The following is a 24,648-nucleotide window of genomic DNA, read 5'->3' on the forward strand; positions in this document are numbered from 1 at the left end:
TTCGCGACTGCGTGCTTTGTTCGGCGTCTTTTAAACGCGATAGATGCGAAAAAGCAGGATTACAGTCGAGTGATATCCAACTTGTCTTCAAATCCATCTGCAAATGATTACCCACCCATGCACACCCCCCGAAAAAAGGCGAAACCATAATTGACGCCGAAAAATTGTTTATCTAAATTCGTGTCACTTCCTACTTTTTTTAGAAACCTTCGTTCTAGCCGATACAGCATCGCAATGAAATTGCGGTGAAGCGTCTACACGCTTATTTGGTTTAGTTTCCCATTTGTGCTTCCAAAAGCCGATCATTTCACAACCGCCCGCTCTCGAGGCAGTCATGCGATTCCGAACACCAAGAAATGCGCTGGTCAATGGGCAGGCCGAGTCCTTTCTCATGGATACCCGAAGCGGCTCGATTATCCGGTCGATCGATAGTGCGGATTCGGATTGCGTTACCTACGTGCTTAAAACCCGCGAGAACACACATTATTGCGCGTTATTGAATAAACTCGATCACCCCTACCGAAACGCATTACTGCAGCTTGCAATGGCGCTTGGCTTGCCGGTATCGATCAATGCTGATTGCCAACGATTTATTGACGTCGTTTCCGTAGGCTTGAAACACACGCGGTTATCCGAGACCTCGCTCTTCAAATGGAACCTGCTGAACGACGTCAGGACCGGACTCATCGTGCAGATAGACGATGCCGACAGCCTCGGAACCTTCGGCTATATTCTGCGCTGCCCCGACGGTTCGCATTATTGCGCGCAAATGACTCCCGATGATAACCGCAATCGCCATATGCTGATGCTCATGGCATTCAGATCGGGCTTGCCGGTGACTATTCGCGCCAGCGCGGATTATTACGTCACGGGCGTTTCGATCGGCTCACGGCGCTTCGGTCCGAATATCGAGTGCACGGCCGAGCCGCTCGGCAATACTCCGCGTACAGGTTTCATCGAAGAGATAATCGATACCGAAACCTGCGACACGCTCGGGATCGTTCTAAAAAGCGTGGATGGCGCGCGTTATCACGCTCGTCTGGAACGGCGACCGGACGCTGAAAAACTCGGGTTAATGATAATGGCAGTGGGTGCCGGCCTGCCACTTACCGTATATGGCAGTGAATATCATTATATCACCGGCCTTTCAATCGGCACTTATCTCGCCGAAGAAACGCCGCCGCTGATCTGTTTCAGTCTCAGGCTGACCGAAACGCGTACCGGCTTTCTCACTCGCATAATCGATTACGACACGCTCGATCGAGTCAATTACCTTTTGCGCGCGTGGGACGGCCGCCAATATTGCGTGCAAATGAACGCGAAGATCTGCCCTCACCGCCACCACATGTTGGTCCGCGCGCTGGCGTGGGGGTTGCCGGTCAGTATCACCGCAGACGTCAATTCCGTCGTAACAGGCGTCGCGGTCGGCCTGCCGCGCGCGGGCAGTCCCAGTTTTCATTGTGGTGACGAACGTCATGCCGGCACGAAAACGGGCAATGTCACGCGCTTGATCGATGCCAACTGCGCCGGCGACCAGCCGAGCTACGTGCTCCAGACACCCGACGGCATGGAGTGGCGCGTGCGGACCGCCGCGAACGCCGACGCGAACCGCAACGCGTTGCTGGAAATAGCGCTCACTTCCGGCTTGTCCGTGACCATCGATGACGCCGGCGGCAGGCGCTCCGCCGGGCGTCTGAGCGTGGAGCGGCGATAACGCGTCAGGCCGTAAGAACCGTTACCGCATGAATCAGCAGCCCGACCGCGCCGCCCACGAGCGTGCCGTTCACGCGAATGAACTGCAGATCGCGGCCGATATTCAGCTCGACATCGCGCACGAGCGTGGCGTCGTCCCATTGCTTGACGGTCGCGGCGATGTGTTTCGCGATCCCCTCGCGCAACTCCGGCGCAAGCGCTTTCAGCGCGTCGCGCATGTGTTCGTTGATCGAATCGCGCAAGGCCGGATCGCCGCCCAGCGCCTGCGCAAAGCTGCCGGCCACCGCCACGACGCGCCCGTGCAGCGTCGAGTCCGGGCGCTTGAGATCGGCGTCGAGCCAGCCGATGAACTCGTCCCAAAGGCCGCTCACGTAGCCGCGCAACTCCGGCCGCGCGAGCCACTCGCGTTTGTGGTCGTCGATACGCGACTTGAACGCCGGATCGCTCCTCAGACGCTCGATGAAGCGCGCGACGGCTTCGTCGAAAGCCTTGCGACGCTCGTGTTCCGGGTCCTCGCTGACATCGTGCAGCCATTGATTCGCGCCGCGCACGAGACCTGCCGCGAACTTCGCGCCGAGTTCCTCCGCGTTCAGTCCGACGAAACCCAGCATGCCGATGAGCTTCGGATACTCCTCGCCCGCCACGCCGACGATGCGCGCCGCCAGCATCTCCTGCACTTCGGGCTTGTCGAGCCACGCGGCCATCTGCTTCAGGCCTTCGTCGAGCAGCAACTGATGACGGCGATCCTCCGTCAGCGTCGACAGTACTTCGCCCGCCGCGCCCGCGAGATCGAATTGCTCGGCGCGGCGGCGGATGGCTTCGTGAAGCATCGACTTGACACGCTCGTCGTCGATCAGGGACAGCAACTGACCGACCGCCGTCACTGCCTTGTTGCCGAGCAACGCGGCGTTCTTGGGCTCGGCGAGCCAGAGCGACAGGCGGCTTGCCGGGTCGAAGGCGTTGACGCGCGCGACGAGCGCATCGGTGCCGAGAAAGCGGTCGCGCACGAATGCGGCGAGGTTGTCCGCCACCCGCGCCTTGTTCGCGGGAAGGATGGCGGTATGCGGAATCGGTACGCCGAGCGGATGCCGGAACAACGCGACGACCGCGAACCAGTCCGCGAGCGCGCCGACCATCGCGGCTTCCGCGAACGACGAGACCCACGCCCACGCGCCGGCATCGTGCTGACTTTTGGCGAGCGCGAAAAGCGCGCCCGCCGCGACGAGCAGCGCGGCTGCGAACCACTTCATGCGCTTGAGCGCGACGGCTTTATCCTGCGTATCCATGCTGTGCTATCGAGTTGGCGGGTTTGACGAGGGCGCAAGCTTATCAGCACTTCGCTGCAAGGCTAAGAGGGTGTCGATTGCGCGCCCGGCATGGTCCACCGGCACGAAGATGTGATCGTGATAAGCCGCCGCAAGCACATTGCAACTGATGCCCGCGTCGCCGAGCGCCCGTGCGAACGCAGCCGTCAGCCCGACCGCGGCGAGGTCCGAATGCACCGTGAGCGTGATCCACGCGGCGCGAAACAACGGCGCGATGTTCGCCGCTTGCGCCGCCGCTTCCTCCATCACGACGGTCATGCCTTCGCGTTCACGGAACGTGGCGAAGATGCCCGCGCCGCTCACCACCGCATCGTGCGGCAGGGACGCGAACACATAGACGCCGGGCTGAAGCTCGGGACGCATCGAAGCGAGCAGCGTGTTCAGATCCGAAATGGCTTGAGACATGATTGCTCCACCCAATGCGACGGCGCGGGCTTGACTGCAAGCCCGCGCCAGATCGCGATTTTCAGGCCGCGTCTTCCGTCGCGCGCGTTCGACCAAGCACGGGCCGCAGCGCCGTTCCGGTGTGACTGCGCGGATGGCTCGCCAGCGTTTCCGGGTCCGCCGCCGCGACGATCGTGCCGCCGTTGACGCCGCCTTCGGGTCCGAGATCGAGCACCCAGTCCGCTTCGGCGATCACATCGAGATCGTGCTCGATGACGATCACGCTATGCCCGCCATCCACCAGCCGATGCAGCACGCGAATCAGCTTGGCGACATCGGCCATATGCAGACCGACCGTCGGTTCGTCGAGCACGTAGAGCGTGTGCGGCGGCTTCTGGCCACGCCGCGTGATGTCGTCGCGCACCTTCGACAACTCGGTGACGAGTTTGATGCGCTGCGCCTCGCCGCCCGAGAGCGTCGGCGACGGCTGGCCGAGCGTGAGATAACCGAGGCCCACGTCCTTCATCAACTGCAACGGATGCGCGATGCTGTTCATCGACGCGAACAACTCCACGGCTTCGTCGATCTCCATGGTCAGCACTTCGCCGATATTCTTGCCGCGCCAAGTCACCGCAAGCGTCTCCGGATTGAAGCGCTGGCCGTGGCAAACATCGCACGGCACCTTCACGTCCGGCAAGAAGCTCATGGCGATAGTGCGCACGCCCTGGCCTTCGCACGCCGGGCAGCGTCCGTCGCCTGTGTTGAACGAGAAACGCGATGGCGTGTAGCCGCGCGCGCGGGCTTCGAGCGTATCGGCGAAAAGCTTGCGGATGGTGTCCCACATGCCGATATACGTAGCCGGACACGAACGCGGCGTCTTGCCGATGGGCGTCTGATCCACTTCCAGCACGCGATCGATCGACTCGAAGCCGGTCACGCCCGCGCAGCCTTGCCACGCGTGCACGACATCGAACTTGGGGCGCGGCGCTTCGCGTGCGAGCACGGAAGCGCGCGACTTCGCGGGTGCATCGGTCTGCACGGCGCGGCGCGCGCGCCGCACGGCGGGCGACGAAAGCACCGAGCGGCCGACGGCATCGAGCAGGTTAGTCATCAACACGTCGCGTGCGAGCGTGGACTTGCCCGAACCGGAAACGCCCGTGATGGCGACCAGACGATTGAGCGGCACGCTCGCCGTCACGTTGCGCAGATTGTGCAGCGTCGCCTTTTCAACCGTGAGCCATTGCTCGGGCACGGCGGGCCGCTTGCCCGCGGCCGCGCGCACTTCGCGACGCGGCTGCAACGGATGCACGATCGGGTTCGCGAGCATCTGACCCGTGAGCGAGTCCTTGTGCGCGGCGAGGTCCGACACCGTGCCCTGCGCGACCACCGTGCCGCCGCGCTTGCCCGCGCCCGGCCCGATATCGATGATGTGGTCCGCGCGGCGAATGGTGTCCTCGTCGTGCTCGACGACGACGAGCGTATTGCCCTTGTCGTTGAGCTTCTTGAGCGCGGACAGCAGGATCAGATTGTCACGCGGATGCAGTCCGATGGTCGGTTCATCGAGCACGTAACACACGCCTTGCAGGTTGCTGCCAAGCTGCGCCGCGAGCCGAATGCGCTGCGCTTCGCCGCCCGACAGCGTGGGCGCGGCGCGATCCAGACTCAGATAACCAAGGCCCACTTCCTCGAGAAATTGCAGACGCCCTTCGATCTCGCTGATGACATCGCGCGCGATGTCCGCATCGCGGCCTTGCAGCTTGAGCGCCGCGATCCATTCCCGCGTGTCCGTCACGGTCCAGCGACCGACCTCCGTGATCGGATAGTTGCCGAACGTGACGGCGCGCGCCACGTCGTTCAGACGCGTGCCTTCGCACTCGGGACACGGTTGATCGACGATATCGTCCGGTTCCTGATCCACCGAACCGATGCTCTGTTCGCGGCCGCGATCGTCCTGCGCGAAGACTGTATCGTCGAATGCGGCGCGCTGTTCGCGCGTGAGTTTCACGCCCGTGCCCACGCATGTGTTGCACCAACCGTGCTTGCTGTTGTAGGAGAACATGCGCGGATCGAGTTCGGGGTAACTCGTGCCGCAAGTGGGACATGCGCGCTTGGTCGAGAATACGATGGTCTCTTCCTTGCCGCGCTTCTTGCCATTGGACAACGCGCCGTGCAGATCGTCGAGCGGCGCGCACAAATGCATCACGCCCTTGCCGAGTTCGAGCGCATCGTCCAGCAGGCGGCGCAGTTCCGCTTCGTTATCCGCCGATACCACGAGGTCCGCCACGGGCAGTTCGATCGTATGTTCGCGGAAACGATCGAGCTTCGGCCACGGATCGACGGAGAGGAATTCGCCATCCACACGCAGATGCGAGTTGCCGCGCGCCTTTGCCCATTTCGCGAGATCGGTGTAGACGCCCTTGCGATTCACGACGAGCGGCGCGAGCAGGCCGACGTGCTGACCTTTGTAGTCGCGCAAAATCTGCGCGGCTATCGACTCCGAACTTTGCGCCTGCACCGGCGTGCCGTCGTTGACGCAGTGCTGTATGCCGAGCTTCACATAGAGCAGCCGAAGGAAGTGCCAGACTTCCGACGTGGTCGCGACCGTGCTCTTGCGGCCGCCGCGCGAAAGACGCTGTTCGATTGCCACGGTCGGCGGAATGCCATAGACCGCATCGACTTCCGGCCGGCCTGCGGGCTGCACGATGGAACGCGCATACGCATTGAGCGATTCGAGGTAACGGCGCTGACCTTCGTGGAAAAGAATGTCGAAGGCGAGCGTCGATTTGCCCGAGCCCGACACGCCCGTGACCACGTTGAACTTGTTATGCGGGATATCGACATCGAGCGACTTCAGGTTGTGTTCGCGCGCATTCACGATACGCACCACGTCCTCGCCCTGCAGAGCACGGCGCGCGCTCGCCACTTCCGCGGCTAGTTGCAGCGGCACGCCCGCGCGCTTGTCGGCGGCGCCGGGCGCCATCGCTTCTTCATAATCGACGAGCGCGCGACCCGTATGCGAATGCTCGCACGCGGCCACTTCATCCGGCGTGCCGACGCATACCACCTGACCGCCGCCGTCGCCACCTTCCGGACCGAGATCGATGATCCAGTCGGCCGCGCGAATCACGTCGAGATTGTGTTCGATGACGATCAAGGAATGCCCGCGTTCGAGCAAACGGCCGAGCGCACGCATGAGCTTGGCGATGTCGTCGAAATGCAGGCCCGTGGTGGGCTCGTCGAACATGAAGAGGCGGCCGTGCTTCGCTTCGCTCTTGCTCGCGGGCGACGCGGTTTCCGCCAGAAAACCCGCGAGTTTCAGGCGCTGCGCTTCGCCGCCCGAAAGCGTGGGCACCGGCTGGCCAAGCTTCACGTATTCGAGCCCGACATCGACGATAGGCTGCAACACGCGCAATACTTCCGCATCATTCGCAAACAGCTCGACGGCTTCGCTCACCGTGAGTTCGAGCACGTCCGCCACGCTCAGATGCCGGCCGCCGCGCTCGATCTTCACATCGAGGATTTCCGCGCGATAACGCCTGCCGTCGCAATCGGGACACCGCAGATAGACGTCGCTCAGAAACTGCATCTCGACGTGTTCGAAGCCCGAGCCGCCGCAAGTCGGGCAGCGGCCATCGCCGGAATTGAAACTGAACATGCTTGCGCTATAGCCGCGCTGTGCGGCAAGCGGCGCTTTCGCAAAGAGCTTGCGCAACTCGTCGAACGCGCCGACGTAACTCGCCGGATTCGAGCGCGCCGTGCGGCCGATAGGCGATTGATCGACGAAGACCACATCGCTCAGTTGCTCCGCGCCCTTCAACGCGCGAAACGCGCCCGGCGTCTCGGTCGCCTTGCCGAAGTGACGCATGAGCGCGGGCGCGAGCACGTCCTGAATCAAGGTCGATTTGCCCGAACCCGATACGCCTGTCACGCAGACGAGACGTTGCAACGGAATCTCGACCGTGACGTCTTGCAGGTTGTGATCGCTCGCGCCTTCGAGCACGAGACGCGGCGTCTTCGCGTCGGTCGCGCGACGATTCCAGTTCGACGCGTGCGCCACTTGCTTGCGGCCGCCGAGATAGGCGCCGGTGAGCGTGTCGCTCGACTCGATATCGCCCGGCGTGCCGTCATAGACGATCTGCCCGCCGCGTTCACCCGGCCCCGGACCCATGTCGATGAGACGATCCGCCGCAAGCATCACCGACGGATCGTGCTCCACGACGACGAGCGTATTGCCCGCATCGCGCAGACGATGCATGGCCTCGACGATGCGGTTCAAATCGCGCGGATGCAGCCCGATGCTCGGTTCATCCAGCACGAAAAGCGTATTGACGAGCGAGGTGCCGAGTGCGGTCGTCAGATTGATACGCTGCACTTCGCCGCCCGACAGCGTGCGGCTCTGCCGATCCAGCGTGAGATAGCCGAGCCCGACATCGCAGAGATACTTCAGACGCGTGCGCACCTCGGCGTGCAAGAGCTTGAGTGCTTCATCGAGCAAGGTCGAGGGCAGCGTGAGCGAATCGAAGAAGCGGCGGATGCGCTCTATCGGCATCAGCATGAGATCGTGCACGGTGAGACCGGGCAGCGCTTCGAGTTGCTCGCGTGTCCAGTCGACGCCCTTCGGCATGAAGCGACTGGCCGGCGCGAGCACGGCATCGGCCTGCTCCTTCGTGCCGAGACGCCACAGCATGGATTCGGTCTTCAGACGCGCGCCGTCGCATGTCGGGCACGTCGTATAGCTGCGGTACTTCGAGAGCAGCACGCGGATATGCATCTTGTACGCCTTCGACTCCAGATAGTCGAAGAAGCGCTGCACGCCGTACCACTGGTTCTGCCACTTGCCGCTCCAGTCGGGCGATCCGTGGATGACCCAGTCGCGTTCCTTCTGCGTGAGTTCGTTCCATGGCACGCCGAGACGAATGCCCGCCTTCGCGCCGTAGCGCACGAGATCGTCCTGATTTTCTTTCCACGCGGGCGTTTGCAGCGTCTTGACCGCGCCCTCGCGCAGCGTCTTCTTTTCATCGGGAATGACGAGGCCGAAATCCACGCCGATCACGCGGCCGAAACCACGGCACGCTTCGCACGCGCCGTAGGCCGAATTGAACGAGAACAGCGCGGGCTGCGGGTCCGCGTAACGCAGATCGCTTTCGGGGCTATGCAGACCGGTCGAGAAGCGCCAGATTTCCGGCTCGCCTTCGTCCTTCAGCATGTAGACATTCACGCGACCGGTGCCGCGCAAGAGCGCGCTTTCGATCGCTTCGAGCGCGCGCGAGCGTTCGGTGTTGTGCAGGCGAAAACGGTCCGCGACGACGTCGAGCAACTGGCGCTTGCCGCTTTCGGCTTCGATGTGACGTTTCGCCTGAACGCGCGTATAGCCGCTCGCGGAAAGCCATTGAGCAACTTCGTCATCGCTTGCGCTGTCCGGCAATTCGACCGGGAACGTGATCGCGAGACGCGGGTCGTCCGTGCGCGTGCGCTCGAGCAGTTCGGCGTAAATGGTTTCCGGCGTGTCATGACGCACGCGCAGCGCGGACTTCTTGTCGAACAGTTCTGCGGCGCGGGCGTAGAACAGTTTCAGGTGATCGTTCAGTTCGGTCATCGTGCCGACGGTCGAGCGCGAGCTGCGCACCGGGTTCGTCTGGTCGATGGCGATGGCGGGCGGCACTCCATCCACGCGATCCACCTGCGGCCGGTCCATGCGATCGAGAAACTGCCGGGCGTAGGCGCTGAAGGTTTCGACATAGCGCCGCTGGCCTTCGGCATAAAGCGTGTCGAACACGAGACTCGATTTACCCGAACCGGAAGGGCCGGTGACAACCGTCATCTGGCCGGTGTGCAGGTCGAGATCGAGATTCTTGAGATTGTGTTGCCGAGCGCCGCGGATGCGGATTGCGTTGTTCGATGCCAATTTTTCAACCGGTTCAATGAGTTGGACGGCTGTCACGAGCCGCTTGCAGCGGCGCGTCGATTGCCCGAAACGCGCCTCTTGCAGCGAACAGTACTGTACACGCATACAGTATTCGCTGCCAAACGTCGCGGAAGTGTCAGCCGGGGTGTTGGGTAGTGTCGCAAAGTTCTCGCCCGGCGATCGGCGAAGAGAGCGCGCGGCTGTTTGGTTGCATTCGGCCTGCAAACGAACATCTTAGTGACATTGGCGAGCGTCGTCGGCGCCGGGGTGTGTTGCGCACTATGCGGGAAAGTCCCAACCCGACGCTGCCTGACTTTACTTGACCAATGCCTGACAACTTAGATATCGTAAGTCAGGAAAACGATTTCCCGAAGCTTCGTCTCGATCCATTTGCTGCACCGCAAGCATCCGGTTAGCCGTTGTACGAAGACTTCACCGAATCTACAAAACCGGCCCCGACCGGATCCAGGAGACAACAAATGAAATCCCCAAAACCGTCAGCAGGTTCACTATCACGACGTTCTTTCGTCAAACTCGCGGGCGTCTCGGTAAGCGCCCCACTTTTCGGCGGAATCGGCGCAATGAGCCTTCTTAGCGCCTGCGGCGGCCATGACGATTCAGCTCCCGCCACCGTGCAAGACGCGATCTGGGGGCCGTCCGGCTCCGCCACGCAAATCGTCAATGCGCTCAAGGCTGTATCGACGTCGATGGTGCCGAGCCGTCAGTTCCTCGTCACCGATTACGGCGCGAAGCCATGCGCTGTCGTGGCGGCGGCGAATCCTTATACGGATGCCACGAAGTCGCCCCTGAGCAGCGGCGCCGATCAGACGCAAGCGCCCGGCTCGTTCGATTCGCGTCCCGCTTTTTTCGCGGCCATCGCGGCGTGCAGCGCGGCGGGCGGCGGACGCGTCGTCGTGCCAGCGGGCAACTGGTATTGCGCGGGGCCGATCGTGCTGCAATCGAACGTCGACTTTCATCTGAGCGCGAACTGCGAAATTTTCTTCAGCCCGAACCCGGCTGATTACGCGAAAGACGGCCCGATCGACTGCGGTCCGAACGGCAAGTTGTTTTACAGCCGCTGGCAGGCAAACGATTGCCTCAACTACGGCCCGCCCGTCTATGCGCGCAATCAGACCAACGTCGCGCTCACGGGCGAAGGCGACACGTCCGTGCTCAATGGCCAGGCAATGACGCCCTTTGCCGGCAGCGGCAACACCGCGACGAGCTGGTGGACGTGGAAGGGCAATAACGGCGTGTATGGCTGCGTCAGTTCGTCGACGCCGTCACAAGCGTCGAGCAACTCGAAGAACGTCGATCTCAAAACCGCCGCGCCCGGCATCTCCGATGCGCTCTACGCCGAACTCACCAACCCCGCCACGCCGTGGCAGCAGGACCAGAACTATCTGCCCGCGCTGTCCGAGGCGGGTGTCGCCATCGAGAAGCGCATCTTCGGTCTCGGGCATTATCTGCGGCCTTGCATGGTGGAGTTCATCGGTTGCACGAACGTGTTGATGGAGAGCTACCGCACCATCAATACGCCGTTCTGGCAGCATCATCCGACCGACTGCAAGAACGTGGTGATGCGCAGCGTGACGGTGGACAGCATCGGTCCGAACAACGATGGCTTCGACCCCGACGCCTGCGACATGGTCCTGTGCGAAAGCGTCGTGTTCAACACGGGCGACGACTGCATCGCCATCAAGTCGGGCAAGGATCTCGACACGCAATACGGCCCGGCGCAAAACCACGTCATTCAAAACTGCACGATGAACAGCGGCCACGGCGGCATCACGCTAGGCAGCGAAATGGGCGGCGGCGTGCAGAAAATCTATGCGCGCAATCTGCAGATGCTCAACAAGTTCTGGGCGACCAACTCGCTGAACATTGCGATTCGCGTGAAGACGAACATGAATCGCGGCGGCTTCGTGAAGGACTTCTACGTCGATAACGTGACCTTGCCCAACGGCGTCAGCCTCACGCCGTCCGGTTACGGCAGCAGCCTGCTCGCGGGCAGTCCGATCAACGCGACCGTGCCGCTCGGCGTGGCGACGGCCAGCGCGGCGAATCCATCGGCGGCGCAGGGCGGCATCATCACCTTCGATTGCGATTATCAGCCGTCGAAAGACGCCATCCGCACGCGTCCCGCCCTCGTGCAGAACGTGAACATTTCCAACGTGAAGGCGAGCAACGTCACGGCGAACGGCGCGACGGGATCGTGTTTTCAGGCGATCGTCGCGCAAGGACCGGTCGCGTTCGATTACAACGGCCCCGCGCCGGTGCCGGCCATTCCGGCCATCACCGGGGTGACCATCACCGATTGCGATTTCGGCACGCCCGTTGCGGCCGGACCGGCGACGGCGGCAACGCCCGGGCCGATCTATGCGTACAACGTGCATGACATCGTGTTGAAGAACACGGTGATCGCGGGGCAGACGTTGAATCAGACGGTGAGTGACGCGCGGTAAGAAGCTTCGGGCTGCGGGCTTCGAGTCCGCAGCCGCTTGCCGTTATGTGCCCATTCGCGGCATGTTGAAATGCGCGCCCGCTTTCATCTGGTACGACGATGCTGTTCGACGGCATGAATAAGGCTGCGCCTTACTCGACATGCAAATGCTGCGCGAAACCGAGCGCCCTGTGTGGACTCGCCGACTTCTCGCGCGGTGGCGCGGATCATCTGGATGGATATAAAGTCGATCCGTATTTCGGCACATCGATCTACTACTATCGTTGCGAGCAATGCGGATTTATCCACGCGCCCGCCTTCGACGACTGGACGCCGAACGACTTCAGCGAACACATCTATAACGCGGCTTACGAACGGCAAGATCTTGACTACACCTTCGCGCGGCCAAATGCCGACGCACAGATGATCGCCGAGTTTTTTCCCAGCCTCGCGCAGGAAAAGCCTCTCGATTACGGCGCCGGACAGGGATTCTCGAACAGCAACTTCGGCTTCGCGGGTTCGAACGAATACGCTCGTACGATCCCTTTGGCGAAGCGTCCGACCATACGTCACTGATCGACCGATACGGCGTCGTGCTTGCATTCGAAGTCTTCGAGCATCACGTCGAGCCGCGTCGACTCGTCGATACACTGGCAAGCCTTATCGACGGCAACGGCGCAATGCTCATCAGTACGCTGTTCGTTACTCAAAGCAATTTGCGCGATGATATCGGGCAGTGGTGGGATTGCATGCCTCGCAACGGCCATGTGTCGTTTTATACGGCGTCTGCACTGTCGCTACTGGCATCAGTGAACGGTCTCGAAGCCGCGACATTCAGCGAAGGCCTGCATCTTCTTTATCGCGGCGAATTTCCGGATTGGGCGAGGCACGTCAACCACACGCTCCTGGCCTAACCCACCTCACGCCCCGATCAACACCCCCGTCCTGAACGCCGTCTGCCCCGTCACCCGCCCCATCGGTGCACCGGCCTGCGCGAAACGGATCGCACGCCGCATATAAAACACGCCATCGTTTTTCGTCGCGACCGTGGTCACGGCATCCGTCAGTGGATCAACGATATCGAACACCGCGTCGCCAGCGTTCAACCTCGCCCCGACCGACGCGCGATACACGACGATGCCGCTCACCGGCGCAATCAATTGCTCGCTGCCCGCAAGCGGCGTCGCGCCGAGTACGAGCGGCGGCAACGCGCGCGCCTCGCCTTCGATCACGCCGCGCGAGATCAGAAAGTCAACGATGGCATCCGCATCGTGTTGCGCCGTCTCGTAGCTCACGTCGCGCTGCCCGCGATGCTCCACCGTCGCCGCGATGTTCGGCCCACCGAGCGGCACGTCGCCGCCGAGCAATGCACGGACTTCGTTCCACAAGAGCGCGTGGATTTCGTCGAACGACTGCCCGCCCGAATCCGTTGCGAGCAGCACGCCGTTCGCGCCGAGATAATGTGCAAGCGGTTCCAGCGCGGGCCAGCTTGCCGGGCTCGTGTAGAGATGCATCGTGGCTTCGAGCGAACAATGCAGATCGAGCACGATGTCGGCATCGGATGCGAGCGTCAGCAGCGTCAGCCGCAGCGACTCGAACTCGTTCTTCGCGCGCATTTCGCCGAGCATGTCCCGCACGGCGCGACGCAAGAGGCGCGCGTTGTATGCGGCGTCGCTGCTCGACCACGCCATGCCGATACGTTCGATCAACGCCTGCGCGGGCGGCATCGGAAAACCGCGGTTGAAGTTGTGGCCGCTATTCGCGTCGAAGCGGCCAAGGAATTGCCCGAGCACATGCTGCGACAAGCCGACAGGATTCGCCACCGGCACGAGGACGATCTCGCCACGCAAGCGCCCTTCCGCTTCGAATTGCAGCAGGCGCTTTTTCAGCTGCCACGCCGTGAGCATCGCGGGGGTTTCGTCGGCATGCAGCGAGGCTTGGACATAGACCTTCTCGCCGCTTCGTTCCGCACCGAAATGAAAGCTGACGAGTTCGCGCGCCGTGCCGAGCGTCGTGGAAACGAGCGGCGTGTGTCGTGTTTGCATCGATGAAAAAGTCCGTGAAAGATGAGGCTCAGTCGCCGTAGACGTCGAAGTCGAAGTACTTGTGCGCGATCTTCTGATACGTGCCGTCCGCGCGCATGTCGGTCACGGCCTTGTCGACCTTCGTCTTCAGCGCGGCATCGTCCTGGCGCATGCCCATCCCCACGCCATGATCGCCCATGGAAAGCGGCGCGCCGACGAACGCGAAGCCCGCGCCGCGCGCGGTCTTCAGGAAGCCGTGCTCCGCTTCGACGGAGCCGAGCAACGCGGCATCGAGCCGGCCCGCGACGAGATCGTTGAACACACCCTCCTGACTCTGATACGCAACGATTTCCACGCCGCCCGGCTGCCAGTTCTTCATGGCGTAGGTCTCGAACTGACTGCCGCTTTGCACGCCGACGCGCTTGCCGGCGAGACCCTGCGCGCTCGGCGCGAGCGACGCTCCGCTCCTTGCGATCAGACGTGAGCGGAACTGGAACAGCTTCGTCGAAAATGCAATCTGCTTCATGCGCTTGTCGGTGATCGCCATCGACGACATGATCCCGTCGATCTTGCGCGCTTGCAGCGCCGGAATCATCCCGGAGAATTCCAGCTCGACCCACTGGCAGCGCATCGCGATGCGGCGGCAGATTTCATCGCCGAGATCGACGTCGAAGCCCGCGACATGGCCGTCGGGCGTCTTCACATCCATCGGCGGATAACCAGGGTCGATGCCCAGGCGCAAGGTATCGGCGTCCTTCGCGCTTGCAACGAACGGAGACATCGCAAGCGTGGCGGCAAGAGCGCTGCTGAGCATGAACGTTTTGAACATGGGTCGGCGGGATATTTTCGGGATTGGAGCGCTCATGCTAAGCGGACAAAGCGCCCTTAAAAAGAGGCATTTTAATTATCATGATCACTTTTCGAGATCGCCGATGGAATTGACGCTGACCCAATTGCGAATCTTCGTGGCCGTTGCAGAGGCGGGCAGCCTGCGCGCGGCCGCACGGCGTCTGACGATTGCGCAGAGCGGCATCACTCAGCAGTTACGCAAGCTGGAAGCGCTAGCGGGCGGGCCGCTTTTCGAACGCGATGTACGTGGCGTGCGGCTGACGAGCGCCGGCGAACGCCTGCGTGTGCGCGCCGATCTAATACTCGGCGAATGTGCGAAGACCGAAGAAGAGATGCGTCAGATGCGCGGCGAATTAACCGGCAGCGTTGCGCTTGGTCTGGCAGCCGATGCGACCATGCGGCTGTTTCCCGCGCTGCTCGCGAGCTTTGGAGAGCGCTGTCCGCGTATCGATGTGCATTTGACGAGCGCGACGTCGCGCGTGCTGACGTCATGGGTGCGCGAGGGACGGCTCGATTTTGCCCTCGCACTCATTGCGCCCGACGCGGACATTCATGATATGGAGACGACACGGCTGTTCCTTTCCAATGTCGCGGTGATCGCGCGGAAGGGGCATCCGCTTGCACGCGCGCGCAAGCTTTCGAGTCTCTGCAATGCCGAGTGGGTAAGCACGCGTCACGCGGGCAACAAGCTGTCCGCGCTATTCGATACGGCCCGGCTCACGCCGCCCAACGTCGCGGTAACCACCGAAGCGGTCTTCGACACGCTTCATTGCATTGCCGCAAGCGACTACCTCGCGCTCGAACCGGCGAGCCTCGCGGCGCATCCGTTTTTTCGGGAACACATCACCGTGATCCCGATTGCCGAACGCGCCGCGCCGACGCCCGTCTGCCTGCTTCGAAGAGCGGGCGTGCCGCTCACGCCCGCGGCGCAAGAACTCGCGATGATGGCCGTATCGTTCGCGCGAATGCTCCCGCGCGCGGCGGATCAACGTGCCGAGTGACGCGCAGATGAACCCTTCGATGCAGCGCTGGCGTTCTTGCGCCGCGTTGCCCAGCCCTTCTTCGCGGCAGCCGAGCGATCCGCCGCCGAGCGCCGGCTTGCGCTTGCATGCGCCTGCCGCGACAGCGACTTGTGCGATGCCGCCTTCGTGCTTTCGCGCTTCAGCACGCGCGTGGACGTCGCGGAACGCTTTGCCTTCGACTCCGTGCTCGGACTCTTTCTCGTGCGATGCGCTGCCTTCGTGTCTTGTGCGGCTTTCTTGCGCGTGGCCTCGGACGTGGTGGCCTTCTTCGGCGTCTTGACCTTTACGCCGGAGCGGCGGGCTTCGGATAGACCGATGGCGATGGCCTGCTTCGCGGACTTCGCGCCGTGCTTGCCCTCGCGGATGTGATCGATCTGTTCTTTCACGAAATTGCCCGCCTGGGTGCTGGCGGACTTGCCTGCGCGCTTCGCCTTGGTGGCGCTTTCGACGGTTTTCTTTTCGGGCATGTCGGTACTCCTTGGGAAGTTGACTTGCACCGGGAGAGGCGAGCAACGCACGTGCCCGCCTGCCGCTTTCCCTTACTGAGTAAGACGCAATACACCCAGGTTGCCCGCGATCTGCTGGAAGATCTGATTGAGCGTTGCGTTGTCGGGTGCGTGATAGTAGTTGCCGCTCGTCGCGCAGGATTGCATCGTGTTTTGCGCAGCCACGCTCGCCGAGTCCGTCCCGTAGGTGCCGAAAGTGATCGCGTAGATGATGATGCCGCTGTTCTTCATTGCCTGACAGATACCGAGCTGGAACGTATTGACGTCGTCCGGGCTGGACACCAAACCGTTCAGCGCGTTACCCGTGGAGTCGTACACCGTCGGCGACTTGAGCGTCTGATTGCCGAGCGCGAGCTGATTGAAGAACGGCTGCGGCATGGTCCCCGACGGATCGCCGGGATCGTTCTCGCCGTCGGTCAGAACGATAGCGACACGCTGCAACCCTTGCGTCGTTTCCGGACGCGGCAGCGTGCCGTCGTTCGAAATCCAGCCGTTGTTGCTGCCCGCCACCGACTTGGACCAATCCGATGAAAGCATGCGCCAGCCCCACAGCAGACCTGTCGGAATCAGAGTCGAGCCATTGGCCACCATGTTGTTGATGGCCGTCGTCAGCGCGTTCTGGTCTTGCGTCAGGAACACGGCAGGCTGGATGGAGCATGGCCGGCTGTCGTAGTCGCTGCCATTCTGGTCATAAGTGACCGTACCCGAATACGGATACTGCGCCATGAAGTTGGTCGGCACCGTGGTCGGCGTCTTCGACTGGCAAAGCCCCGGCGATGCGTAGTAATACGCGTAGCTGAGCGGCACGCCCTTCACGACCGTCGTGCCGTTCTTCTGCAGATTACAGTTGTTGTCGTAAGTCTGGACCGTGAAGCCGGTAGACGGTACGTTGAAATACCAGGGCGTGAAGCCCGGCGAATCCTTCGGCGCGTAAGCCTTCGGATAGACGTTGCCGGCCGTGTCGCGTGGCTCGACCGCGCATCCACCCCACTTCGACATCGACATGTTGGTAGGGTTGTAGGCGAACTGCTTGCTCGTGGTCTGCGTCATCCAGGTTCCGCTCGAACTGAGTGCCGAGCCGACGTTCACCATCGTCGTGAACGGCACGAGCCCGATATACGAGTCGTTGCCCTGCACGCCAAGGATATTCGCCACGAGCGAGTTGGCGGCATCCTGCAGGCCGCTCAGCTTGCTCGTCTTGCCGCCCTTGGCGGCGGCGGAAGCCATCGAGCCCGTGTTGTCGAGAATCAACGCGAGTTCGAGCGTGCTCTTGGGCACGCGCAACGCCGTATTGCTCGCCGAGATAGTTTGCGTGCTGGGCAAGGTGCTGCCCGAACTTCCGGAGCCCGAACCCGATCCACTCGACGATGTCGACTTGGTGTTGAGGAAGGTCGGCGCGTAGAGCGGCACCGAACCCGATGCCGACAGCTTGATGACCTGCCCGGTGGCTGGCGTCCCGCTCACCGACGCCGCGAAATTCTGGTCGGGCATGGTGAGCGACATGTAGCCCGTCGGCATGTTCGCGTTGTAATAGGCGCGCGCGTCGGCCTGCCATGAAGCGAGGTCCGCGCTCGTTGTCATTGCATAGTGCGAGAGGTCGGCACCGGCCGAAAGCGTCGCCACGTCGAGCGCCATCTGCATGCGGCCCTGCGTCTGCGCATAGTCGATGGTGTCGATCGCCGTGCACAGCGTGCCGATCATCATGCTCGCGGTCACGGCGAACAGCACGGTCAGCGCGCCCTCGTCGCCACGCACGAGTTGAGCGAGCGTGCGGGGTGCGGCGGGACCACCGAAGTTGGCGAAGAACGGCGCGCGCAGCGCGGGCGTCGCGCAGAAGGAAGCGCCGCGGCGTGTCGGAAAGAGTCGGCGTTTCATCAGGAGCTCGCCAGGTCGAGCGGCTGGCCGGTTCGCGAGCGCACGTAGATGCGTTGATAAAGCGTCTGCGTGCCGACCGAGTTCTTCCAGAATGCGGAGGTCATGGCAAACGGGTTGAACTGGTAGTAGATCTCGACGATGATCGCCGAGTCGCCCGCGCGAAACGGCCAGGTCGACGGCAACGGCGCGGTGCTCGACACCTTGGTCGTCAGGCCCGACAAGTTCCACGGCGCCGATGCGCGCCAGTGAACGACGGCCTTGCCGGGATCCGTCCCCGGCTTGCCCGGCGGCAAGACGCAGGTCGTGGCATTGGTGTCGCACACCGAGGTGATGATGACCGCGCCCTGCCCGTTGATCGTATTGGGTGCGGCGAGCAGCGTGGCCGCCGACCACAGCGAACCGAGGTTATTGGCGTTGCTGGTGGAATTGTCGTTGATGACGCGCGGCATCTGACCGAGCGAATCGGCGAGTGTGAAGGTCGCATGTTCCAGCACGCTCACCGCGCGCAGATACATGTACGCTTCGACGAAGCCGGTCAGGATCAGCGCCATCAACGGGAAGATGATCACGAACTCGATCGTGACGCTGCCGCGCTTCGAGCGCCACAGGCGGGAGAGAAAGCCGCGGCGGCGCGACGCGCTGGCGGCCCCGGAAGCGGATGAGCGAGCGTGGGTCATTTTTCGTTCTGCACGATGTAATTGCGCTGGAACGTCAACTGGTTGACGCCGAAGATACGGGGAATGCCGGTGATGGGCGGCATGGTCAAGGTGATGTTGTAGGACACGACATCGCCGAAATTGCCCATGCTGCTCTGGTAGTTGCTCGTGCCCACGTTGCTGTAAGTCCCGTAGGTCAGCGTATTGATCGTTATCGTCGCGCCGATGTTGGTCCAGCCGCCGAGCATGTTGTTGATGAGGTTCTGCGCCTGCTGATCGCGCGTTCCGCTCGCCGGCGCGCTGGTCGTGAGCCCGGCGCGCGACGCTTGCTGCGCGGCGATCTGCACGGTGGCGTCCACCATCATGTCGAGACCGAATTCGATCGTCGCCAGAATGAGGATGAACGAGAGCGGCGCGAGTATCGCGAACTCGATCAGCGAGCTGCCGCCGTCATCGCGCAAGAAGCGCGACACGTTGCGGTGTGCCCGGGCATGAAGCACGGCGCTCATCTAAGGCTCACGGCGGCCACCGCCGGCGCAGCAACGGGAGCCACGCTTGCGTTGGAGCCACTTGTGTCCGACGCGCCCGAAGTGCCGATACGCTGGCGCTGCAGTTCGTAGAAGCGCAGGTTGTCCTGCACCGACGCCTTCGGCAAATCGCGGCTCAGGATTTCGGCGGCGGCGTCATCGTTGCCGAGCAGACCGTAAGCAAGCGCGAGATCCTGGCGGGCTTGCGGCGGCGCGGCGGGAAAGCGCGTCACGTCGAGCAGCACGTTCGCGCCATCGCGCGGCTTGCCCGCCATGATGAGCGACGTGCCCAGGTTCACGGAAAGCGAGGTATCGCCGGGATTGCGCTTGAGCGCATCGCGCAGCACGGCTTGCGCCGTCGCGTGGTCGCCCTTCATGTCGTACGCGGCGCCGAGACCGGCGGCCGCAAGCGGATCGTCCGGGCTTTCGGCGAGCACATGCCGATACGTCGCGATGGCGTCGTCGAAACGGCGCTGATGAATCGCCACGCGCGCCATGCCGATGAGCGGCGCGGGGGCGTTTCCGTCGATGGCTGCCGCCTTGCTGTAATAGACGCCGGCGCGCGTAAAGTCGCCCACCGAGTAGAGCGTGTTGCCAAGGCCGGTCATGGCTTCGACCGAACGCGGATTCGCCCGCAGGATCTTTTCGTAGATCGTGGTCGCCATGTCCATGTTGCCGGATTCGAGCGCGGATTCGGCGATACGCAATTCGCTCATCGCACCGGGAGCGCCGTCCTGCGAAACGGAGCGCATGCCGGACACCTGATGCGAGGTCGTGGCAGTGGTCGTGCAGCCGCTCGCGACGAGCGCGATGAGCACCGCGCCGGCAAGCACGGGAAGGCGGCGAAGATAGAAGTCGGTCTTCATTTGGTTTTGGCGATAACGTCCAGTAGTTGGAGCACGGCCGGCCCCGCGGCAATCACGACAATGGCCGGGAGAATGAACAGCATCATCGGCACGACCATCTTGGGGGCGAGCTTTGCGGCCTTTTCTTCCAGCGAGACGATGTGCTGCAGACGCTCGGTACGCGACAACGTGCGCAGCGCCTGCGTGATCGGCGTGCCGTAGCGCATCGACTGAGTGAGGGTGGAAATGAGCGCGCGGATCGAAGGCAGATCGATGCGCTCCGCGAGCCCGTTCAACGCGCGCGTGCTGTCGCCAGAAAGCTTCAGTTCGTCGGCGGTAAGGGAAAATTCGTCGGAAAGCGGCGGGCAGATGCTTGCGAGTTCGTCGGCCACGCGACGGATCGACACGCCGAGACTATTGCCCGCGTTGGTGCAGATCACGAGCAAGTCGAGCGCGTCGGGCAGCGAGGCGGCCATCGCCCTGCGGCGGCGGGCGCCCACGGAATTCAGCAGATATTCCGGAACGATCATGCCGACGATGAACACCATCAGCATCGCCGCGCCGCGCACCGCGGGATACGCGCCGATCATCGGAATATGCGAGCCCATCATGACCGTGAGCGTCGCACAGATGAGCCCCACGCAGAATTTCGACGCCAGCAGAACCGAGACGGCGAGATTGCTGCGATAACCGCTTCTGATCAGCTCCTTGCGCAACTTCAGGCGATACTTGGCGTCGAAGAGCGGCAGCTTGTCGCCAATGCGCGCGAGACGGCGCATCACGCGCGCGCGAAAGTTGAGTTCGTCGTCGTTGCCGGTAGCGAGGTCGATGCGCTCGGCATGCGCCGCGAGCCGGGTGCGCTCCGCAATGCGGCCGCGCTGGCCGCCATGGCGCGTCAGCCACCAACCCGCGAGCCCGGCAAAGAGCGCAATCAGCATCAGCAGGTTGATGAGCGTCTGGATCTGTTCCGGGTTCATCGCGAGGTATCCAGCTTCGAAATCTTGTTGATGACCATGAGTCCCATGACGATCGAGATCACAGCGAAGGTCAGGAGCTTGCTGCCGCTGTCGGTGTTGGTGAGCACCTTCATGTAGTCGCGGTTGAGGAAGTACAGGCTGCCGATAATGCAAGCCGGCACCGCCGCCAGAATCTTGGTGGTGATGCGCGCCTCGCCTGTGAGCGCTTTGGTCTTGACGCGAATCTCGCGGCGCGTGCGCACGATGTTCGCCAGGTTTTCGAGCGTCTCGCCGAGCTGACCGCCGGTTTCCCGCTGCAGGAGCAAACACACGCAGAAAAAAGAGAAGTCCGCGATCTCGATCCGCTTGACCGCCACCGTCAGCACTTCCTCGAGGTCTAGACCCACTTGCAGGGAATCGCTCATGATCCTGAACTCGCTCCTGAGCGGCTCGGCGCATTCGTCGGCTGCCGTGGTGATGACGTGCGTGACCGGCACGCCCGCACGCACCGCGCGCACGATCAGATCGATCAGTTCCGGGAAGCCGTTGAGAAAACGGCGGCGAAAGCGCTCCACGAGAAAGTTGTACGCCTTGACCAGCGTGAAGACCGGCAGGAAGACGATCAGAAGCGGCTGGACGAAACTCGGCAGCGGCATGATGTCCACCATGCCGATGGCGAGCAGCTCGCCGAGAATCGCCGCGACGATCACGATTCGCATGCCGTTCTTCCCCGCCACCGTTTTCAGGCGCGACACCTTGGGCCCGAGAAAGCGCGAGTACACGCTCTCCTGCTTCTTGACCTTGAACAGATTGATCTCGTTCTTGCTTGCGTTCTTCTCGGGCGAACCGTGCATCTCGAACGATTCGCGCATGCGCGTGCGAATGCGCGCATGCGGCTGGTTATTCCGCATGTCCTGCACGATGAAAAACATCATGCCGCCGAGAATTGCAATGACGAACGCGCAGATCGTGACGAGGTTGATCGTGTTCATGGCTGCATCGCCTCGAGCAATGCATCTTCGAGACCGTAGTACTGAGCGCGCTGCGAGAACGCCGGGCGCACCGCCGCCGATTCGTACGCGCCCTTCACTTCCTCGCTGTAGGCGGTTGCGTCGTAGCGGAACGTGAACAAGTCCTGCGTGATGATCACGTCGCCTTCCATGCCCACCAGTTCGGTGATGCGCGTGACGCGGCGCATGCCGTCACGCATCCGCTCGATCTGCACGATCAGGTGCACCGCGCTCGCGATCTGGCGGCGAATGGACAGGAGCGGCAGATTGCCGTTTGCCATCATCACCATGCTCTCCAGACGCGTGATGCCGTCGCGCGGCGTGTTCGCGTGGATGGTGGTCATAGAGCCGTCGTGGCCGGTGTTCATGGCCTGCAATACGTCGAACGCTTCGGAGCCGCGCGTTTCGCCGAGAATGATGCGGTCCGGGCGCATCCGCAGCGCATTGCGCACGAGGTCGCGCTGCGTCACGGCGCCGAGACCTTCGGCATTCTCGGGGCGCGTTTCCAGGCTCACGACGTGCGGCTGCACCAGTTGCAGTTCCGCCGCGTCCTCGATCGTCACCGTGCGTTCGCCGTGACCGATGAAGTGCGACAACGCGTTGAGCAGCGTCGTCTTGCCCGAACCCGTACCACCCGACACGATGACGTTGAGCCGGCACGTGCTCGCGAGTTTGAGCACGGTTGCCATCGCGAGGGACATGTTGCCCTGCTGCGCCATGCGGTGCAGCGTGATGTTGCGCTTCGAAAACTTCCGAATGGAAATCGACGCGCCATGAATCGCGAGCGGCGGGAGCACGACGTTGACCCGGCTGCCGTCCGCGAGACGCGCATCGACCATCGGGCTGCTTTCGTCGACGCGCCGCCCCACGCCCGCCGCAATCCGCTGCGCGACGTTGGTCACGTGCGCGTTGTCGCGGAACTTGCAGTTCGTGAGTTCGAGACGGCCGTGGCGTTCCACATAGACCTGATCGGGACCGTTCACCAGCACGTCGGTGATGCTTTCGTCGGCGAGCAGCGGCTCGATCGGCCCGAGGCCGTACATGTCGTTGAGCAGTTCGCCCACGATCTGCTGCTGCTCGGACATCGTGACGTTCAAACCTTCGCGCTCGGCGATCTCCATCACGAGCTGCTCGATGCCCGGCTTCATCTGCTCGCGCGTCTTGCCGACCACCACCGATGCGTTCATCGAACCGAACACGCCTGCGCGAATCACCTTGAACAGATCCGAGCGCACCAGCGATTCGCTGCTCTCCGCCACGTGCAAGCGCGCGGGCGCGTCCGCCACCGGAATGGCCGGCTCGGCAATACTCGCCTGGTCGGATGCTCCTTCTTGAGCCAGTGCAAATGCAGAATGCGTCGCCCGGGATGCCTGCTTCTGCCCGAACATCAGCCTCTCCTCAGACTGAACTTGCGCAGCAAAGAGCGCCCGGCGGCAGCTTGCTGGCCGGTGAGATCGCTCGCAATACGCGTAATAGCCTGATTGAACCCGTTCGGCGTCTTATCTTTGGGCGCTTCGCCAAGGTTTTCGGCGGTGGCGAGCGCCTTGGCTTCGAATTGGATCTCATGCAGAACGGAGCGGCCCACCGCCGACATGAAGTCGTTCGGCTGCACCTTGCCCGCGCTCACCGCACTCGGGTTATTGAGCAGGATCGAGGTCGGCGGATTGTTGTCGCGATTCTCGATGTAACGCAAAAGGCGGATCGACTCGCGCGTCGAATGCACGGAACGGTCGGTCACGAGATACGCGCGGGACGCATGGTTTAACGCTTCCTGCGACAACGGCGCGCTCGGATTGCCGATATCGATGATCACATAGTGAAAGCTGTCGCACAGCAGTTCGATCACGCGGGCGAGCGCACCGGGCTTGTACGGCGGCTCGGCGCCGTAGTCGATATCCGCGGTGAGCATGAACAGACGGCTGCCGTTCGCCATCAGCGTGCGCTCGACGTATTGCGGATCGAGACGATGCGCATTTTCCAGCACGTCCGAAAGACCATTGTTGCTCTGCGTGCCGAGCATGCAGTTGGCGGCGCCGCCGGTGAGGTTCAGATCGACATACGCGACCCGCCGATGCGTGGTGTCTGCCAGATGTCGCGCAAGATTGAGCGCGAGCGTCGTCACGCCGACGCCGCCGCGCGTGCCCGCGAACGCAATGGTCTTGCCCGTGCGCGTGAGCGTCACCGGCGTCACCTTGCCGTCGGCGGTGTTGACGGTGCGCTTGAGCAACTCCACCGTCAGCGGCTTGACGAGATAGTCATGCACGCCGATCTTGAGCAGGCTGCGGAACAGGCCGACGTCGTTGCGCTCGCCAATGCCGATCACCTGCACCGAAGGCTCGCACACTTCGGCAAGCCGGCCGAGGTCGGACAGAGGCATCGCCGAGTCGTGCAAATCAACCAGCAGAAACTGCGGCGAACGCTCGAGCTTGGTGACATGCGAGATGGCATCGTCGATACTGCCCACCGCGATATGCGCGTGCGGCATCGCCTGCTCCAGCACGAAGGCTTTCAGAACCTGCTCGGTCTGGCGGTCGGCGACGAAGGCGATGAAGTCTGCGGCCCGCACGGCGGACTTGCCTTTGATCAACGAGAATTCAGTGGTGCTCAT

Annotated in this window: 19 protein-coding genes; 5 read left to right on the forward strand and 14 right to left on the reverse strand. The window is 62.6% G+C overall.

What is annotated here, in order from left to right:
* The first annotated feature begins 334 nt into the window (after positions 1 to 334).
* Entirely contained in the window at positions 335 to 1,714 is a 1,380-nt protein-coding gene (locus NCR40_RS18120) for a hypothetical protein (protein WP_250510176.1), read from the forward strand.
* Positions 1,715 to 1,718: 4 nt separating this feature from the next.
* Here the strand turns inward: NCR40_RS18120 and NCR40_RS18125 are convergent, their stop codons facing one another.
* From NCR40_RS18125 to uvrA, 3 genes are all read right to left on the reverse strand, one after another.
* Positions 1,719 to 2,999, reverse strand: a complete 1,281-nt coding sequence (locus NCR40_RS18125) for a DUF445 domain-containing protein (protein ID WP_250467331.1) — start codon at positions 2,997 to 2,999, stop codon at positions 1,719 to 1,721.
* Positions 3,000 to 3,005: 6 nt separating this feature from the next.
* A complete protein-coding gene (locus NCR40_RS18130; protein WP_250510177.1) occupies positions 3,006 to 3,443 on the reverse strand; it encodes an ACT domain-containing protein in 438 nt (145 codons plus the stop codon).
* Positions 3,444 to 3,504: 61 nt separating this feature from the next.
* Positions 3,505 to 9,327, reverse strand: a complete 5,823-nt coding sequence (uvrA, locus tag NCR40_RS18135; RefSeq protein ID WP_250510298.1) for an excinuclease ABC subunit UvrA — start codon at positions 9,325 to 9,327, stop codon at positions 3,505 to 3,507.
* A 479-nt stretch (positions 9,328 to 9,806) separates the two neighbouring features.
* On the opposite strand from uvrA, the gene NCR40_RS18140 reads away from it, so the two are divergent.
* The 3 genes from NCR40_RS18140 to NCR40_RS18150 all read left to right on the forward strand — a co-directional run bounded on the left by NCR40_RS18140 (position 9,807) and on the right by NCR40_RS18150 (position 12,684).
* Entirely contained in the window at positions 9,807 to 11,792 is a 1,986-nt protein-coding gene (locus tag NCR40_RS18140) for a glycoside hydrolase family 28 protein (protein ID WP_250510178.1), read from the forward strand.
* A 113-nt stretch (positions 11,793 to 11,905) separates the two neighbouring features.
* Positions 11,906 to 12,346 carry a hypothetical protein gene (locus NCR40_RS18145; protein WP_250510179.1) on the forward strand — a complete coding sequence of 147 codons (441 nt, stop codon included), beginning with the start codon at positions 11,906 to 11,908 and terminating at the stop codon, positions 12,344 to 12,346.
* Positions 12,298 to 12,684, forward strand: a complete 387-nt coding sequence (locus tag NCR40_RS18150) for a methyltransferase domain-containing protein (protein WP_250510299.1) — start codon at positions 12,298 to 12,300, stop codon at positions 12,682 to 12,684. Before NCR40_RS18145 ends, NCR40_RS18150 begins: the two co-directional genes overlap by 49 nt.
* Positions 12,685 to 12,690: 6 nt before the next feature.
* On the opposite strand, the gene NCR40_RS18155 is transcribed toward NCR40_RS18150, so the two are convergent.
* Together NCR40_RS18155 and NCR40_RS18160 are read right to left on the reverse strand one after the other, a co-directional pair.
* Positions 12,691 to 13,815, reverse strand: a complete 1,125-nt coding sequence (locus tag NCR40_RS18155) for a succinylglutamate desuccinylase/aspartoacylase family protein (RefSeq protein ID WP_250510180.1) — start codon at positions 13,813 to 13,815, stop codon at positions 12,691 to 12,693.
* A 28-nt stretch (positions 13,816 to 13,843) separates the two neighbouring features.
* A complete protein-coding gene (locus tag NCR40_RS18160) occupies positions 13,844 to 14,608 on the reverse strand; it encodes a transporter substrate-binding domain-containing protein (RefSeq protein WP_250467336.1) in 765 nt (254 codons plus the stop codon).
* Between the two features lie 118 nt (positions 14,609 to 14,726).
* On the opposite strand from NCR40_RS18160, the gene NCR40_RS18165 reads away from it, so the two are divergent.
* Complete coding sequence (locus tag NCR40_RS18165; RefSeq protein WP_250510181.1) at positions 14,727 to 15,644, forward strand: LysR family transcriptional regulator; 918 nt, start codon at positions 14,727 to 14,729, stop codon at positions 15,642 to 15,644.
* Here NCR40_RS18165 and NCR40_RS18170 read toward each other — a convergent pair.
* The 9 genes from NCR40_RS18170 to NCR40_RS18210 all read right to left on the reverse strand — a co-directional run bounded on the left by NCR40_RS18170 (position 15,629) and on the right by NCR40_RS18210 (position 24,648).
* On the reverse strand, positions 15,629 to 16,132 hold the full coding sequence (locus NCR40_RS18170) for a DUF6496 domain-containing protein (protein WP_250467337.1): 504 nt from the start codon (positions 16,130 to 16,132) through the stop codon (positions 15,629 to 15,631). The two genes, NCR40_RS18165 and NCR40_RS18170, sit on opposite strands and share 16 nt — an antisense overlap.
* 72 nt (positions 16,133 to 16,204) lie before the next feature.
* Positions 16,205 to 18,046: a TadE/TadG family type IV pilus assembly protein gene (locus tag NCR40_RS18175; protein WP_250510182.1), complete on the reverse strand. Its 1,842-nt coding sequence runs from the start codon at positions 18,044 to 18,046 to the stop codon at positions 16,205 to 16,207.
* Entirely contained in the window at positions 18,046 to 18,723 is a 678-nt protein-coding gene (locus NCR40_RS18180) for a TadE/TadG family type IV pilus assembly protein (protein ID WP_250493554.1), read from the reverse strand. Before NCR40_RS18180 ends, NCR40_RS18175 begins: the two co-directional genes overlap by 1 nt.
* On the reverse strand, positions 18,720 to 19,211 hold the full coding sequence (locus NCR40_RS18185) for a TadE/TadG family type IV pilus assembly protein (RefSeq protein ID WP_250510183.1): 492 nt from the start codon (positions 19,209 to 19,211) through the stop codon (positions 18,720 to 18,722). Before NCR40_RS18185 ends, NCR40_RS18180 begins: the two co-directional genes overlap by 4 nt.
* Positions 19,208 to 20,095 (reverse strand): tetratricopeptide repeat protein, encoded by an 888-nt coding sequence (locus tag NCR40_RS18190; protein WP_250493555.1) that lies wholly within the window; start codon positions 20,093 to 20,095, stop codon positions 19,208 to 19,210. Before NCR40_RS18190 ends, NCR40_RS18185 begins: the two co-directional genes overlap by 4 nt.
* Positions 20,092 to 21,051 (reverse strand): type II secretion system F family protein, encoded by a 960-nt coding sequence (locus NCR40_RS18195; RefSeq protein WP_250510184.1) that lies wholly within the window; start codon positions 21,049 to 21,051, stop codon positions 20,092 to 20,094. The genes NCR40_RS18190 and NCR40_RS18195 overlap by 4 nt, the downstream gene beginning before the upstream one ends.
* A complete protein-coding gene (locus NCR40_RS18200; protein WP_244829398.1) occupies positions 21,048 to 22,022 on the reverse strand; it encodes a type II secretion system F family protein in 975 nt (324 codons plus the stop codon). Before NCR40_RS18200 ends, NCR40_RS18195 begins: the two co-directional genes overlap by 4 nt.
* On the reverse strand, positions 22,019 to 23,428 hold the full coding sequence (locus tag NCR40_RS18205; protein WP_250510185.1) for a TadA family conjugal transfer-associated ATPase: 1,410 nt from the start codon (positions 23,426 to 23,428) through the stop codon (positions 22,019 to 22,021). The genes NCR40_RS18200 and NCR40_RS18205 overlap by 4 nt, the downstream gene beginning before the upstream one ends.
* Positions 23,428 to 24,648: a CpaE/TadZ family protein gene (locus NCR40_RS18210; protein ID WP_250467341.1), complete on the reverse strand. Its 1,221-nt coding sequence runs from the start codon at positions 24,646 to 24,648 to the stop codon at positions 23,428 to 23,430. The genes NCR40_RS18205 and NCR40_RS18210 overlap by 1 nt, the downstream gene beginning before the upstream one ends.

This window comes from Caballeronia sp. GACF4, assembly GCF_023631025.1.
Classification (GTDB): domain Bacteria; phylum Pseudomonadota; class Gammaproteobacteria; order Burkholderiales; family Burkholderiaceae; genus Caballeronia.